General features: G+C 71.3%; 16 protein-coding genes. 13 read left to right on the forward strand and 3 right to left on the reverse strand.

Annotation, left to right across the window (positions count from 1 at the left end):
• Positions 1 to 153 precede the first annotated feature (153 nt).
• The 4 genes from ACH35V_RS03935 to ACH35V_RS03950 are packed head-to-tail and all read left to right on the forward strand — an operon-like array spanning position 154 to position 3179.
• Positions 154 to 567, forward strand: a complete 414-nt coding sequence (locus ACH35V_RS03935) for a RidA family protein (protein WP_131970760.1) — start codon at positions 154 to 156, stop codon at positions 565 to 567.
• A 36-nt stretch (positions 568 to 603) separates the two neighbouring features.
• Positions 604 to 1122 carry a 3-hydroxyanthranilate 3,4-dioxygenase gene (locus ACH35V_RS03940; protein ID WP_395970125.1) on the forward strand — a complete coding sequence of 173 codons (519 nt, stop codon included), beginning with the start codon at positions 604 to 606 and terminating at the stop codon, positions 1120 to 1122.
• A 46-nt stretch (positions 1123 to 1168) separates the two neighbouring features.
• Complete coding sequence (locus ACH35V_RS03945) at positions 1169 to 2380, forward strand: 4-hydroxybenzoate 3-monooxygenase (RefSeq protein ID WP_395970126.1); 1212 nt, start codon at positions 1169 to 1171, stop codon at positions 2378 to 2380.
• Positions 2381 to 2396: 16 nt separating this feature from the next.
• Positions 2397 to 3179 carry a 2-keto-4-pentenoate hydratase gene (locus ACH35V_RS03950; RefSeq protein ID WP_395970127.1) on the forward strand — a complete coding sequence of 261 codons (783 nt, stop codon included), beginning with the start codon at positions 2397 to 2399 and terminating at the stop codon, positions 3177 to 3179.
• 60 nt (positions 3180 to 3239) lie between these two features.
• Here the strand turns inward: ACH35V_RS03950 and ACH35V_RS03955 are convergent, their stop codons facing one another.
• The gene (locus ACH35V_RS03955; protein WP_395970128.1) at positions 3240 to 4226 is read right to left on the reverse strand and encodes an ABC transporter substrate-binding protein; all 987 of its coding nucleotides are present in this window, start codon (positions 4224 to 4226) and stop codon (positions 3240 to 3242) included.
• Between the two features lie 122 nt (positions 4227 to 4348).
• On the opposite strand from ACH35V_RS03955, the gene ACH35V_RS03960 reads away from it, so the two are divergent.
• Positions 4349 to 5971: an amidohydrolase gene (locus ACH35V_RS03960; RefSeq protein ID WP_395970129.1), complete on the forward strand. Its 1623-nt coding sequence runs from the start codon at positions 4349 to 4351 to the stop codon at positions 5969 to 5971.
• Between the two features lie 6 nt (positions 5972 to 5977).
• On the opposite strand, the gene ACH35V_RS03965 is transcribed toward ACH35V_RS03960, so the two are convergent.
• Complete coding sequence (locus ACH35V_RS03965) at positions 5978 to 6682, reverse strand: FadR/GntR family transcriptional regulator (protein WP_395970130.1); 705 nt, start codon at positions 6680 to 6682, stop codon at positions 5978 to 5980.
• Positions 6679 to 6975: a hypothetical protein gene (locus ACH35V_RS03970; RefSeq protein ID WP_395970131.1), complete on the reverse strand. Its 297-nt coding sequence runs from the start codon at positions 6973 to 6975 to the stop codon at positions 6679 to 6681. The genes ACH35V_RS03965 and ACH35V_RS03970 overlap by 4 nt, the downstream gene beginning before the upstream one ends.
• A 7-nt stretch (positions 6976 to 6982) precedes the next feature.
• On the opposite strand from ACH35V_RS03970, the gene ACH35V_RS03975 reads away from it, so the two are divergent.
• From ACH35V_RS03975 to ACH35V_RS04010, 8 genes are all read left to right on the forward strand, one after another.
• Positions 6983 to 7783: an ABC transporter permease gene (locus ACH35V_RS03975; RefSeq protein WP_395970132.1), complete on the forward strand. Its 801-nt coding sequence runs from the start codon at positions 6983 to 6985 to the stop codon at positions 7781 to 7783.
• A complete protein-coding gene (locus ACH35V_RS03980; RefSeq protein ID WP_395970133.1) occupies positions 7780 to 8571 on the forward strand; it encodes an ABC transporter permease in 792 nt (263 codons plus the stop codon). Before ACH35V_RS03975 ends, ACH35V_RS03980 begins: the two co-directional genes overlap by 4 nt.
• Positions 8571 to 9455, forward strand: coding sequence for an ABC transporter ATP-binding protein (locus ACH35V_RS03985; RefSeq protein WP_395970134.1), 885 nt, complete (start codon positions 8571 to 8573; stop codon positions 9453 to 9455). Before ACH35V_RS03980 ends, ACH35V_RS03985 begins: the two co-directional genes overlap by 1 nt.
• Positions 9456 to 9635: 180 nt before the next feature.
• The gene (locus tag ACH35V_RS03990; RefSeq protein WP_395970135.1) at positions 9636 to 10634 is read left to right on the forward strand and encodes an ABC transporter substrate-binding protein; all 999 of its coding nucleotides are present in this window, start codon (positions 9636 to 9638) and stop codon (positions 10632 to 10634) included.
• A gap of 25 nt (positions 10635 to 10659) precedes the next feature.
• Entirely contained in the window at positions 10660 to 11634 is a 975-nt protein-coding gene (locus ACH35V_RS03995; RefSeq protein ID WP_395970136.1) for a creatininase family protein, read from the forward strand.
• Positions 11634 to 12482 (forward strand): hypothetical protein, encoded by an 849-nt coding sequence (locus tag ACH35V_RS04000; protein ID WP_395970137.1) that lies wholly within the window; start codon positions 11634 to 11636, stop codon positions 12480 to 12482. Before ACH35V_RS03995 ends, ACH35V_RS04000 begins: the two co-directional genes overlap by 1 nt.
• A 32-nt stretch (positions 12483 to 12514) precedes the next feature.
• Complete coding sequence (locus ACH35V_RS04005) at positions 12515 to 12850, forward strand: extradiol ring-cleavage dioxygenase (RefSeq protein ID WP_395970138.1); 336 nt, start codon at positions 12515 to 12517, stop codon at positions 12848 to 12850.
• Positions 12847 to 13458 carry a cysteine hydrolase family protein gene (locus ACH35V_RS04010; protein WP_395970139.1) on the forward strand — a complete coding sequence of 204 codons (612 nt, stop codon included), beginning with the start codon at positions 12847 to 12849 and terminating at the stop codon, positions 13456 to 13458. Before ACH35V_RS04005 ends, ACH35V_RS04010 begins: the two co-directional genes overlap by 4 nt.
• Positions 13459 to 13487: the final 29 nt, after the last annotated feature.

The raw sequence follows: 13487 nt of genomic DNA on the forward strand, positions 1-13487 counted from the left end.
TCAGATAACCATTATGATGGATATGTGTGTCGCTGACAATCGGCCGCCGCGCGGGCGACCTCGGCAGCGCTCCCGGAAAACGGACATTGACTCTAATCAACATGGTGGTTAGAGTCGCCGCGAGCGCCGGTCCCGAGCCAACCGAGGAGTGCCATGTCGAAGATCTCGATCAGTTCAAGCAACGCGCCCAAGGTCGGCTTCTCCACGGGGACCACCCCTCCGCTGTCGCAGGCGATCGTGCACGGGGACCTGATCTTCTGCTCGGGGACGGGCCCGCTTGACCCCGCCACCCGCACGATCGTCTCCGACGACCTCGCCGAGCAGGTCCGGCAGACGCTCACCAACCTGGTCGCGGTGGTCGAGGCCGCCGGCGGGACCAAGGACTCGATCCTCAAGTGCAACTGCTACCTGCGCGACGCCGCCCAGTTCCCCGAGTTCAACAAGGCGTACCGCGAGTTCTTCGCCGACTGCGAGAGCTTCCCCGCGCGCACGACCGTGAACGCGCCCCCGCACCGGGCCGGCGTGCTGGTCGAGGTGGAGTGCGTCGCCGCCGTCGAGCCCAAGTAGCCGGCCGCGCCCCAGGACGCCGGGAAGGAGCACCCGATGACCGAGCCGTACCGTATGCCCGTCGTCGACCTCGACGGGATCGCCGAGCGCCTCGGCAAGAGCGGCAGGCGCGTGGAGGTGCTGTGGCAGCACAGCGAGTCCCTCGCCTTCGTGGCGCGGGGGCGCGAGTACCGCTCCGAGTTCCACCTCAACCCGAGCGATGAGGTGATGTACGTGATCCGGGGCGAGCTGCGCCTGCACAGCCGCCGGCCGGACGGCAGCGAGGTGGTCGACGTGATCCCGGAGGGCTCGGCGATCTTCACGCCGTCCCGGCTGCCGCACTCCCCGCGGTTCGACCCGGACGCCTACATCATCGTCATCGAGCGGCTCCGCCGCCCCGGCGAGCTGGACCGCTTCCAGTGGTTCTGCCAGGGCTGCGGCGAGTTCCTGCACGAGGAGTCGTGCCACGTCGCCGACTACTCCACCGACCCGGTCGGCCAGGCCTACCAGCGCTTCTTCGACGACGAAGAGGCCCGGACCTGCGACGCCTGCGGCGAAGTGCTGCGGCCCTACTGAACCTCGTCCGCGTACAGCCGGTGACCGGCCCCGAGTGGAGTCCACCATGGAACGAACACAGGTCGCCATCATCGGAGCAGGCCCGGCCGGCCTGCTCCTCGGCCGGATGCTCGAACTCGCCGGCGTCGACGCCGTGATCCTGGAGCACCGGACGCGCGCCCACGTGGAGGGCCGCATCCGGGCGGGCATGCTGGAGCATCGCACCGCGCGGCTCCTCGAAGAGCTGGGGCTGGACGAGCGGATGCGCCGCGAGGCGTTCGTCCACCACGGGTTCGAGATGCGCTTCGACGGGACGCGCCACCGGATCCCGATGGCCGAGCTGACCGGCGGCTGCACCGCGGTCATGTACAGCCAGCAGGAGATCGTCCGCGACGCGATCGAGGCCCGCGCCGCCTCGGGCCTTCCGCTGGAGTTCGACGTCGGCGACGTGCGGCTAGACGGCCCCGAGACCGACCACCCGAAGGTCCGCTACCGGGCGTCCGACGGCTCCGAGCGGGTCCTGGCCTGCGACTTCATCGCGGGCTGCGACGGCTTCCACGGGGTGTCGCGGACGTCGGTCCCGGACGGCGTGCTGACGGCCTACGAGCGCGACTACCCGTTCGCCTGGCTCGGCGTGCTGGCCGACGTCGCGCCGTCCACGTTCGAGCTGATCTACGCGTGCCACGAGCGCGGGTTCGCCCTGCACAGCATGCGGTCGAGCGAGGTCAGCCGGTTCTACCTCCAGGTGCCGCCGGACGCGGACCTGGCCGACTGGCCCGACGACCGGATCTGGGCGGAACTCCAGCTCAGGCTCGGGACGGACGACGGCGCGCCCCTCGCCGAAGGCGCCATCACGAAGAAGAGCGTCACCGCGATGCGGAGCTTCGTCGTGGAGCCGATGCGGCACGGGCGGCTCTTCCTCGCCGGGGACGCCGCGCACATCGTCCCGCCGACCGCCGCGAAAGGGCTCAACCTCGCCGCCGCGGACGTGCGGCTGCTCGCCGACGCGCTGTGCATCTGGTACGAGTCCGGCGACCCGACGGCGCTGGACGCCTACTCCGACGACGCCCTGCGCGGGGTCTGGCGCGCCCAGCAGTTCTCCCGCTCGATGACGTCGCTGCTGCACCACGACCCGAGCGACCCGATGGAATGGCGGCTCCAGCACGCCGAGCTGAAGCATCTCTGCACGTCGGAGGCGGCGATGAGGAACTTCTGCGAGAACTACGTGGGGCTCCCGGCGGTCGGACGCGTCCACCGGCGCGAGCCCGAGCCGACATGAAGGAGATGGCCAGCCCATGACCACTGACACCGGCGCGCTCGACCTGGCGGCGGGACGCCTGGACACCGCGCAGCACACCGCGGCCGCGGTCGGGCAGCTCCCCGGCGGGCTCACCCCCGCCGACGCCTACGCGATCCAGGACGCGGTGATCGCCCGCCGGCTGGCGCGGGGGGAGCGGCCGGCCGGGCTCAAGCTCGGCTTCACCAGCAAGGCGAAGATGGCGCAGATGGGCGTGTCCGAGGTGATCGTCGGGCGGCTCACCGACGCCATGCGCGTCCCCGACGGGGGCGAGGTCGCGCTGGCCCGGTTCATCCACCCGCGCGTCGAGCCCGAGGTCGCCTACCGGATCGCCCGCGACGTCACCCCGGACGACGACGAGCTGCCCGTGGACGCGGTCGCGCCCGCGCTGGAGATCATCGACTCCCGGTACCGCAACTTCCGGTTCAGCCTGCCGGACGTGATCGCCGACAACGCCTCGTCCGCCGCCTTCGTCATCGGCGCCTGGCAGCCGCCCGGCGCGGACCTGGGCGGCCGCGAGGTCCGCCTGACCGTCGACGGCGCCGACGTCGAGACGGGCTCCACCGACGCCATCCTCGGCCACCCGGACCGGGCGCTGCCCGAGCTGCTGAGGATCGCCCGGCGCCAGGGCATGCCGCTGCGCGCCGGCCACGTCGTCCTCGCCGGCGCCGCCACGGCCGCCGCCCCATTCCCGGCGGCGCACGTCGAGGTCCACATCACGGGCCTAGGCACCGCCTCCGTCCTCGGCACGGCCCCGATCCCGGACGCCGCCCTCAGCTGAGGACACGGAAAGTGGGCCGGATCGGGGAGGATCCGGCCCACTTCGTTCCCCAGTCGAGGGTCAGGCCTTCGGCTCCTGGATGAGCTCGTTCAAGCTGACCGGTTTCTCGACGAGCTTGTACTTCTGCGTCAGCCGCACCAGTTCCTCGATCGACGCCCGCTCGAACGTGGTCGGCCAGGCGATCATCTTGATCCTGGCCGCCTGGGCCGGCGGGATCTTGGTGTAGCTGTTGAGGATCTTGCGGACCTCGTCGGTGTGGGCGTTGGCGTAGTCCAGCGACTTGCGCACGGCCGCGTCGAACCTGCGCACCACGTCGGGGTTGCTCTTGGCGTAGGCCGTGGAGGTGAAGTACGAGGCCACCGCCAGCTTCGGGTGGGTCTCGGCGTAGTTGTTGAGGACGGACCTGGCGCCGCGGTCCAGCAGCGAGGTGACGAACGGCTCGCACTCCCAGGCCGCGTCGATGCGGTCGGTGTTGATCGCGGTGACCATGTCGGGGAAGCCGATCTCGGTGAACTTCACCGAGTTCGGGTCGACGCCGCCCTTCTCCAGCGCGGCGCGGATCGTGACGTCCCCGATGTTGTTGAGGGTGTTGACCGCCAGCGTCTTGCCGGACAGGTCCTTGATGCCGCGGATCGGGCTGTCCTTGGGGACCAGCACCTGGCATGCCTCGTCGTTGCCCGGGGCGATGCCGACGCCCGGCGTGATCGCGTGCAGCGGCACGCCCTTGCTCTTGGCGACGATCAGCGACACGTTGTTGGAGAAGCCGAACTGGTTGCTGCCGCTGACGACGGCGGGCACGATCGCCGCGCCGCCCGCGGCCAGCTGCGGTTCGATCTTGAGCTTCTGCTCGGCGAAGAAGCCCTGCTGGACGCCCAGGTACAGCGGCGCGACGTCGGTGATCGGGATCAGGCCGACCTTCACCGTGGTCACGCCCTCGGCGTCGGTCTTCCCGGCCGACGTCCCGCCCCCGCCGCAACCGGCGGCGAGGCCGACCGCGAGCGCGGCGAGGACCACCCGGAGCCGGCGCCTTCGGATCGTTCTCATCATGGCCTCACTCCTCCGAGCGGTACACGGCGCATTTCGCCACTTATGACCAGAACGATTATCATCATTAGGGTTTATCGTCAACGGTGTGTCCGGTCGCTTTTGGCTGTTAACCTACAATCGTTATGACGAATCAGGATGGCGATTACATCGTCCGGGCCGCGTCCGTCGTCACCATGGACGCGGACCGGCCGCGCGCCGAGGCGCTGGCGGTCCGCGGCGAGCGCGTCGTCGCGGCGGGCTCGCTCGACCAGGCCCGCGCGGCGCTCGGCGAGCACGCGCGCGTCCTCGACATGGGCGGCGCGACCGTCCTGCCGGGGCTGATCGACACGCACATGCACCTGCTGTGGACCGGGCTCGCGCACGTGCTGCTCGACCTGGCCGGTCAGCGCAGCATCGAGGGCGTCGTCGCGGCGACCCGCGCCTGGGCGGACGCCCACCCCGAGGCGCCGTGGGTCGTCTCCGCCGACGGGTGGGAGATCGAGGACATCGCCGAGCGGCGCCTGCCGACTCGCGACGAACTCGACCGCGCCTGCCCCGACCGTCCCGTCCTGATCCTGCGCTGCGGCCACGAGGGAGCGGCGAACTCGGTCGCGCTGAAGCTGGCCGGTCTGACCGATGGCATGCCCGACCCGCCCGGGGGCCGCCTCGGCCGGGACGCCGACGGACGCCTCACCGGCGTGCTGATCGAGCCGCCGGCGATCGAACTCGTCCGCCGCCACATGCCCCCGCCGGACGACCAGACCAGGCGGGCCGGGATCGCCGCCGCGGCGCGGCAGGCCCTCGCCGCCGGGCTGACCTCGGTGATCGAGCCGGGCCTGCGCACCGAGGAACTCGCCACCTACCAGCGGATGCACGCCGACGGCGAGCTGCCGCTACGGGTGACCGCGATGCCGCTGCAGGTGGCGGGCGCGTCCGTCGACGACGAGGTCGCCCGCCTCACCGGCCTCGGGGTGGGCTCCGGCTTCGGCGACGACCGGCTGCGCCTCGGGCCCGTGAAGGTGTTCCTGGACGGCGGCGGCTCGCTGGGAACGGCGTACCTGCGTGAACCGTGGCCCGGACGGTGCGGCGACCACGGCCAACTCCTGCTCGACCCCGACGCGCTGCGTGCTCTCGCGGTCGGGCTGGTGAGGCACGGCTGGGGGCTGGGGGTGCACGCGGTCGGGGGCGGGGCGCTCGACGTGCTCTTCGACGTCCTCGATCAGGCCGATCGCGTGGCCGCGCTGAAACCGCTGCGCTGCCAGGCCATCCACGCGTATCTGACGCCCTCGGAGCGCAACATGGCCGACGCCCGCCGGCTGGGCGTGGTCGTGGCCGCGCAGCCGACGATGCAGGAGCAGTTCGCCGACCGTCTCATCGCCCAGCTCGGCCGGAACGCCGCGGCCGCCGCCGCGCCGCTGGCCACCTGGCTGCGCGCGGGCGTCCGCGTGGCGGGCGGCTCGGACTCACCCGTCACGCCGTTCCAGCCGCTGCGCGGGATCTGGCAGGCGGTGACCCGCCACCACGCGCCGAGCGGCGGGCCGCTCGGCCCGGACGAGCGGGTCGGCGCGGCGGCGGCGCTGCGGATGTACACCGTCGACGCCGCGTACGCCGCGTTCAACGACCATGCGGTCGGGACGCTCCGTCCGGGCATGCGGGCGGACTGGGTGGCGGTAGGCGGCGACCCGGAACGATGCCCGCCGGACGAACTACGCGACCTGCCCGTGCTGGCCACGGCGGTCGACGGGGAGATCCGTCATCGCGCCTGATCGGCGTCAGTTGATGACCGCCGTGGGCGGGCTGTGACGGCGGACGGCGCGGCGGACGCGCGCCTGGTCCTGCGACTCGACCGCGTCGACCAGCGCGACGTGAATACGGAAGGTCTTGCTCGCCGTGAAGAGCGCGTCAGAGCTGACCTCCTCGATCTCGTTCTCGATCATGTCGAGCATCGTGGTGTAGATGACGCGCAGGACCGCGTTCGGGGTGATCTGGGCGATCCGCCGGTGCACGGCCCAGTTGGCGCGCAGGAACCCGGCGGCGTCGCCCCGCTGCTCGTCCATGCGCTCCAGCAGCCGGCGCAGGTCGGCCAGGTCCTCGTCGGTGCGGTGGACGGCGGCGTCCATGAGGATGGGCTCCTCCAGCGCGTCCCGGACCGCCAGGCACTGCGCGCTGGCCACGCCGTTCTCGCGCAGCCCGAGGATCAGGTGGTTGACGCGCACGTGGCTCGGCGTGCGGAGGGCGAAGAGCCCGCCGCCCGGACCGGGCTTGGCGGACACCACGCCGCGCATCTCCAAGAGCCGGACGGCCTCGTTCACGGTCCCGACGGCGACGCCGTACTCCTGGCGCAGATCCTCCTTGGTGCCGAGCCGGCTGCCGTCCGGCAGCGCGGTCTCGATGATCTTGCGTTCGATCTCGCGGGCGATGGTCTCGGCGCGCGACAGCCGCCACTCGGTGCGGCCAGGACGCTCGGGAAGACTCACCGGTCGCTCTCCAGGGGAAGGGGTCGGGCAACGGCCGGCCGGCGGACGACAACCGGGACAGCCGTCACATCTTGACAGATAATCATCATGCTCAATATATTCAGTTTGAGGCTGGATTGCAATCTGGTGGCGACCGCGCAGGCCATGCGAGCGGAACGCGGCGCGCAGGCGTGCCCTGATGTCCACGATGTGCGGCCGGGCCCGGCCGGCGCGACGACGCGGGAGGCGACGAGGAGCCGCCCCCAGAAGGAGTTTTCGTTGACCCGGACTTCGACCATGTCGACGCCGATCATTCCTGGCATGAGACGGCGACTCCCGCGAACGCCGAAGTTCATCGATGGGCTTCTCGGCGCAGCGGGGCTCGTCGCGGTGCTGGCCGCCCTTGAGCTTTCCACGATAGTCGGATTGCTGCCAGAGAAGACGTTTCCGCGCATCTCCGCTGATCTCGGGGAGCTCGCCGGATTGACCACCGGCTCGGAACTGTGGAAAGCCATCGGCGAGACCATGCAGGGCTGGGCCGCCAGCTTCGGCCTCGCCGTGGTGATCGCGGTCCTGCTCGGGCTCGCGATCGGGTCGAACGCCGTCCTGCACGCCGCCACCAGCGCGGTCATCGAGTTCCTGCGCCCGATCCCGTCGGTCGCGCTGATCCCGCTCGTCGTCCTGGTGCTCGGCACCGGCATGCAGAGCAAGGTCTTCCTGGCGACGTTCGCCGCGAGCTGGCCGATCCTGGTCGCCACCATCTACGGGATGCGGGACGTCGAACCGGTCGCCCTCGACACCGCGCGCTCGTTCCGGGCCCGTCCGCTCGACACGCTGCGGTCGGTGGTGCTGCCGAGCGCGGTGCCCTACATCGCCCCCGGCCTGCGGGTGGCGTCGACCACCGCGCTGATCCTCTGCGTCACCGCCGAACTGGTGATCGGCGCGCCCGGGCTCGGTCAGTCGATCACCGTGGCCCAGGCGGGCGGCCAGTTCCAGCTCATGTACGCGTTCATCATCGCGACCGGCCTGCTCGGGGTGCTGCTCAACCTGGTCTTCGTCGCCATCGAGAAGCGGCTGCTCCGATGGCACCCGTCCCAGCGAGTCCAGGGAGGCGCGCAGTGAGTGCTGGGAAAGGCATGGTGAACCGCCGCGGGGTGCTGCTCGGCATCCAGATCGGCGCGCCCGTCCTCGTCCTGCTCGGCTGGGGGCTGTGGTCGGCCGGCAGCATGAACATCTTCTACCCGCCGCTGACGACGATCCTCGACGTCTTCCAGGACACCTGGCTGTTCGAGCGGGTCGGCTCGGACGTCGTGCCCAGCCTGGCCAACATGCTCGCCGGGTTCGCGCTGTCGATCGTCATCGGCGTGCCGCTCGGCATCCTCATCGGCCTGCGGCGCACGCTGCGCACGGCGCTGGCGCCGGTCATCGAGTTCGTCCGGGCGATCCCGCCGCCGGCGCTGATCCCGTTCGGCATCGTCGTGCTGGGCGTCGGGACGAGCATGAAGGTGTTCATCATCCTGATGGTCGGCCTGTTCCCCGTCCTGATGCACACCATCGACGGGGTGCGCGGGGTCGACCCCGGGCTGCTCGACAGCGCGCGTGCCTACCGCGTCGGCCGGCGCGACCGGCTGGTGCGCGTCGTGCTCCCGGCCGCCGCGCCGCAGATCTTCGCGGGGATGCGCGTCTCCCTCTCGCTGTCGCTGATCCTGATGGTGATCAGCGAGATGGTCGCCAGCACCCGCGGGATCGGCTATTTCATCCTGGAGTCCCAGCGCACCTTCGCGATCCCCGAGATGTGGTCCGGGATGGTGCTGCTCGGAATCCTCGGCTACCTGTTCAACCTTGCCTTCGGCACCATCGAGCGTCGCGCGCTGCGCTGGCACCACGGAGCACGAAAGGGAGCATCCTGATGACCGACGAACAGCCGATCCTCGAGGTCGACGGCCTCGGCAAGACCTACGGCGGCGGCGCCGGGGCGGTGCACGCGATCGACGAGATCGGCTTCACCGTCGCGCGCAGCGAGTTCGTGTGCGTGGTCGGCCCCTCGGGCTGCGGCAAGACGACGCTGCTGCGCTGCCTCTCGGGTCTGATGCCCGCCACGAAGGGGCAGGTCCGCGTGGACGGCCGGAAGGTCGACCGCACCCCGGACGACATGGCGATCGTCTTCCAGGACTACAGCAGGTCGCTCTTCCCGTGGATGTCGGTGACGGAGAACGTCGCGTTCCCGCTGCGGCGCAAGCGGCTGGACCGTGCCAAGCGCCGGAAGCTGATCGGCGACTCGCTGGAGGCGGTCGGCCTCGCCGACGTCGGCAAGCAGTACCCGTGGCAGCTCTCGGGCGGCATGCAGCAGCGCGTGGCGATCGCCCGCGCGCTCGCCTACGAACCCCAGATCCTGCTCATGGACGAGCCCTTCGCCGCCCTGGACGCGCAGACCCGCGCCGACCTGGAGGACCTGACCCTCGGGCTGCGCCACGACTACGGCGTGACCGTGGTGTTCGTGACCCACGACATCGACGAGGCGGTCTACCTGGCCGACCGCGTGATCGCGCTGACGCCGCGCCCGACCCGGGTGCGGGAGATCATCGACGTCGACCTGCCGCGTCCGCGCGACCAGCTGACCACCAAGGAGCTGCCCGACTTCGCCCGCCTGCGGAGCCACGTCTACCGCCAGGTCCGCCAGCTAGGCGACAACGCGGACCGGGACGCCGCGGGCCAGGACGACGCCGGCCGGGGCGCCGCGCAGGGGACCGCCCAGCCCGCCGCCGACCTGGACGCGTCCGCCCGCGCCTCCTGATCGCGCCGGTCGAACACTTTCGACCTATTGAATATATGCATTAGGCGGATTATGTTGGGCGGGACGAACACGTCCCACCGGTGACGTACCCGGCGCCGCCGACCGGCGCCCCCGCACCCGCACCGGACCACATCGACTCGTGCACCCCTCGCGCACCCCCGATTCCCCTGGAGTTCCGAGATGTCCCTTCTCCACCGCGGCCGGTGCGGACGCCCGGTCCGCCGCCGCACCGCCGTCGCGGCCGGCGTGGTGCTGGCCCTGACGCCCCTCACCGCCTGCGGCTCCGGAGACGGCGCGAAGGTGAGCGCCACCGGCACGGCGGAGGTGAAGCTCGGCGTCATCCCCATCATCGACATCGCGCCGGTGCACCTCGGCATCTCGAAGGGCGTGTTCGCCCGGCACAAGCTGAAGGTCACCACGCAGAGCGCCCAGGGCGGCGCCGCGATCGTCCCGGCGGTGGTCAGCGGCGACTTCCAGTTCGGCTACTCCAACCTGGTCAGCCTGCTCACCGCCCGCGACAAGCGCATCCCCGTGACGATGGTCGCCGTGGGGGCGCGGGCGTCCGACGACGTCCTGGACGACGGGTCCGGGCAGCTGATGACCCGCGATCCCGCGATCAAGGGGATCGCCGACCTCAAGGGCAAGAAGATCGCGATCAACACCCTCAAGGGCATCAACGAGGTCGCGGTGAAGTCCAGCCTCAAGAAGCAGGGGCTGGCGCCCGAGGACGTCTCGCTCACCGAGGTCCCGATCCCGAACATGCCGGAGACGCTGAACTCCGGCAAGGTGGACGCCGCGATGATGAGCGAGCCGTTCATCTCCATCGCCAAGGGGCAGGGCGCCAAGCCCCTTCCGGTCAGCTACGCCAGCATGGGCCGGAACCTGCCGTTCGCGGGGTGGTTCACGTCCAAGCAGTTCGCGACCAAGAACCCCGAGGTCGTGAAGCGCTTCACCGCCGCGCTGAAGGAGTCCCTGACCTACGCCGAGGCCCACCCCGACGAGGCCCGCGCCGCCCTGAACGGCTACCTCAAGCTGGACGCCGGCCTCAGCGGCAAGGTGACGCTGCCCGGCTGGAACCCGGAGGCCGGACGGAACGAGATCGCCCCGCTGGCCCAGCTGGCCGTCGACGCCGGAGTGATCGGCAGCACCCGTCCACTGGACGACCTGCTCGCCCCCTGACACCCACAGAACCCTCGGGACGACCATGAGCTCACAACCGCGCACCGCCGCCGCACCGGCCGCCACCGCACCTACCGCAGGCCAGGACCTGTCGCGCGAACCGTCCGGAGCGGCGGCCATGCCCGGCGGCGAGGCGGGCGAGGCCGTGACCGGCGACGTCTTCGCCGGGACGCTGGCGGAGCTGACCTGGTACGAGGTCGACCGGGCCGCCCGGTCGGGAGCGGTGCTGCTGTGGGCGTTCGGGGTGATCGAGCAGCACGGCCCGCACCTGCCGACCGGCACGGACGTCTACCTGCCGGTCGCCCGGCTGCGCGCCGTGCGGGCGCTGCTGGCCGAGCGCGGCGTGCAGGCGCTGGTCATGCCGCCCTACTACTGGGGCGTCAACGTGGTCTCCGGGTCGTTCCCCGCGTCCTACAGCGTCCGGCCGGAACTGATGCAAGAGGTCATGGTCGATCTGCTCGCCGGCATGGCGCGCGACGGGTTCCGGCACGTGTTCTGCTTCTCCGGCCACGGCGACGCCCTGCACAACCGCACGATCCACGACGGCGTGCGAGCCGCCCGCGACCGCACGCCCGCCGATGCCAGCTTCGTCACCGAGCCCGCGCTCGCCCGGCGCATCGGCCTCGACCTGGACGACCCGTCCCTGACCCTGTACGGCCCGGACGAGCCGCCGCCGCCCGGCCCGGCCGACGTGCACGCCGGACGATGGGAGACGTCCCTGATGATGCACTCCCATCCCGGACTGGTGCGCGAGGAGGTGCGCGCCCGGCTGGAGCCCAGCGGGCTGGGCGCGTCCGACCTGGCCGTCTGGCGGCAGGGCTTCGACGCCGCCCGCCGCGTCACCCCCGACGGCTACTTCGGCGACCCCGCCGCGGCCGGCGCCGGAGAGGGACGCCGCCTCCACGCACTCGCCGCCGAACAGGCCGCCGACGCCATCGCGCTTCGCCTGCGGCGGCCGCCGCCCGCCCAGACCGCTCACCCTTCCCGGACGGAGGATTGATGGCTGAGATCAGCCTCGCCGTGGCCGCGAGCCACACTCCCGGTCTCACCGGCTGGTTCGACAAGGCGCCCGAGGCCGACCGGGACACGGTCCGCGCGGCCTACGCCGAGATCCACGACGCCGTCGTGCGGTCCCGCACCGACGTGCTCCTCATCATCGGCAACGACCATGTGGAGAACGCCCCGGTCAGCGACTGCCCCGACTTCACCTTCGGCCTCGCCGAACGGCACACCGGCCCGGACGAGTGGTTCAAGCCCTGGCTGCGCGTCGCCGACTACGCCGTGCCGGGGCGTCCGGACGTCGCCGACGTCCTCTACCGGAGCGTGCAGGGGGCCGGGCCGCGCGTGCGCGCCGTCCACGAGAACCTGCGCTACGACGACAACCTCTCCGTGCCGATCACCCTCGCCGGACTCGTCGACGCGGGCGTGGCGGTCGTGCCCGTGCTGCAGAACTGCACGGTCCCGCCCATCCCGGACGAACAGGCCTGCTACGCGTTCGGCGCGGCGCTCGGCGACGCCATCCGCACCCGCCTCCCCGCGGGCCTGCGCGTCGGCCTGTTCGGCTCCGGCGGCCTGTCGCACGAACCGGGCGGGCCGCGCTACCTGGAGATCGACGAGAAGTTCGACCGCTGGTGGCTGGACCTGCTGGTCGAGGGCGACCACGAGAAGATCCTCGCCGAGGGCACGTTCGACCGCATGGAGCAGGCCGGCTCGGGCGGCACCGCGGAACTGCTCTCCTGGACGGTCGTCATGGGCGCGATCGGCCCGCGCCCTTGCAGGTCCCTGGGCTACGCCGCCGTCCCGCAGTGGCGCTGCGGCGTCGGCGCGGTCCGCTGGGACCTGTCCTGACCCGCCGACTACTCGAAATGGACGCACCGGACATGGCACTCGAACACTTCGATCCGCTGCTGCGCACCAACGACCTCGTCCAGGACCTGAAATGGGACCGCGAACTGCGTGCCCGCTTCGAGTCCGCCGAGAAGGAGGTGCTGGACGGCTACCCGCTCACGGAGGAGGAGCGCACGGCGATCCTGGCCCGCGACTTCAGGCGGCTGTTCCTGCTCGGCCTGCATCCGTACCTGCTCTCCCAGCTCGCACGGCTGATCTACGGCACGGGGGAGAAGGCGGGCACCTCCGAGGCCGCGACCGCGCTGATCAAGTCGCTGCTGGGCGACCGGTACGAGACCTACATGGCGGAGCGCGGTGGCGAATCATGAGCGTGTCGCAAACAGCTTTGCTCGTCATCGACATGCAGAACGACTACTGCCACCCGGACGGTGTTTTCGCGCAGGCCGGGCTCCGCGTCCGCCATCTTGACGAGCTGGTCGGCCAGGTCAACACCCTCGCCGCCGCCGCCCACTCGGCAGGCCGGCCCGTCATCTGGGTGCGGATGGAATGGGACGGCGACGCCGACGTGGGCCTGCTCGCCGACCGCAGCCCTTTCCTGCGGACGCAGGGGTTGAGGCGCGGCACCTGGGGCTCCGAACTCCTCGCCGGCCTCGACCGCGCCCCGGGCGACCACGAAGTGATCAAGACCCGCTTCGACGCCTTCCACCGCACCGGCCTGCGGAACCTCCTGCACGACCTCGACGTCGGGACGCTCGTCGTCGCGGGCGTGCGCACCGACTTCTGCGTCGAGTCGACCGTCCGCCAGGCCTTCTTCCACGACCTGCGGGTGATCGTGGCCCGCGAGGCCGTCGCGGGATACGTCGACGACCTCCACCTCGGCAGCCTGCGCCTGATGGGCACCGTCTTCGCCGAGGTCGACTCGATCTCCGACGCGGCCGCCGCGCTCGCGGCAACCGTCCCGGCCGCCTCACCGTAATCCGCACCCGGCGCTATGCGGTCGTGGGC

This window comes from Actinomadura sp. 1N219, from assembly GCF_044326405.1.
Classification (GTDB): domain Bacteria; phylum Actinomycetota; class Actinomycetes; order Streptosporangiales; family Streptosporangiaceae; genus Spirillospora.

Excerpts from the sequence above, each read along its gene's own strand:
- ACH35V_RS04005 (WP_395970138.1), top strand. The coding sequence starts at position 12,515 with ATGGCACTCGAACACTTCGATCCGCTGCTGCGCACCAACGACCTCGTC.
- ACH35V_RS03975 (WP_395970132.1), top strand. The coding sequence starts at position 6,983 with ATGAGACGGCGACTCCCGCGAACGCCGAAGTTCATCGATGGGCTTCTC.
- ACH35V_RS03940 (WP_395970125.1), top strand. The coding sequence starts at position 604 with ATGACCGAGCCGTACCGTATGCCCGTCGTCGACCTCGACGGGATCGCC.
- ACH35V_RS03955 (WP_395970128.1), bottom strand. The coding sequence starts at position 4,226 with ATGATGAGAACGATCCGAAGGCGCCGGCTCCGGGTGGTCCTCGCCGCG.
- ACH35V_RS03990 (WP_395970135.1), top strand. The coding sequence starts at position 9,636 with ATGTCCCTTCTCCACCGCGGCCGGTGCGGACGCCCGGTCCGCCGCCGC.
- ACH35V_RS03995 (WP_395970136.1), top strand. The coding sequence starts at position 10,660 with ATGAGCTCACAACCGCGCACCGCCGCCGCACCGGCCGCCACCGCACCT.
- ACH35V_RS03935 (WP_131970760.1), top strand. The coding sequence starts at position 154 with ATGTCGAAGATCTCGATCAGTTCAAGCAACGCGCCCAAGGTCGGCTTC.
- ACH35V_RS03945 (WP_395970126.1), top strand. The coding sequence starts at position 1,169 with ATGGAACGAACACAGGTCGCCATCATCGGAGCAGGCCCGGCCGGCCTG.
- ACH35V_RS04010 (WP_395970139.1), top strand. The coding sequence starts at position 12,847 with ATGAGCGTGTCGCAAACAGCTTTGCTCGTCATCGACATGCAGAACGAC.
- ACH35V_RS03985 (WP_395970134.1), top strand. The coding sequence starts at position 8,571 with ATGACCGACGAACAGCCGATCCTCGAGGTCGACGGCCTCGGCAAGACC.
- ACH35V_RS03970 (WP_395970131.1), bottom strand. The coding sequence starts at position 6,975 with ATGATCGGCGTCGACATGGTCGAAGTCCGGGTCAACGAAAACTCCTTC.
- ACH35V_RS04000 (WP_395970137.1), top strand. The coding sequence starts at position 11,634 with ATGGCTGAGATCAGCCTCGCCGTGGCCGCGAGCCACACTCCCGGTCTC.
- ACH35V_RS03950 (WP_395970127.1), top strand. The coding sequence starts at position 2,397 with ATGACCACTGACACCGGCGCGCTCGACCTGGCGGCGGGACGCCTGGAC.
- ACH35V_RS03960 (WP_395970129.1), top strand. The coding sequence starts at position 4,349 with ATGACGAATCAGGATGGCGATTACATCGTCCGGGCCGCGTCCGTCGTC.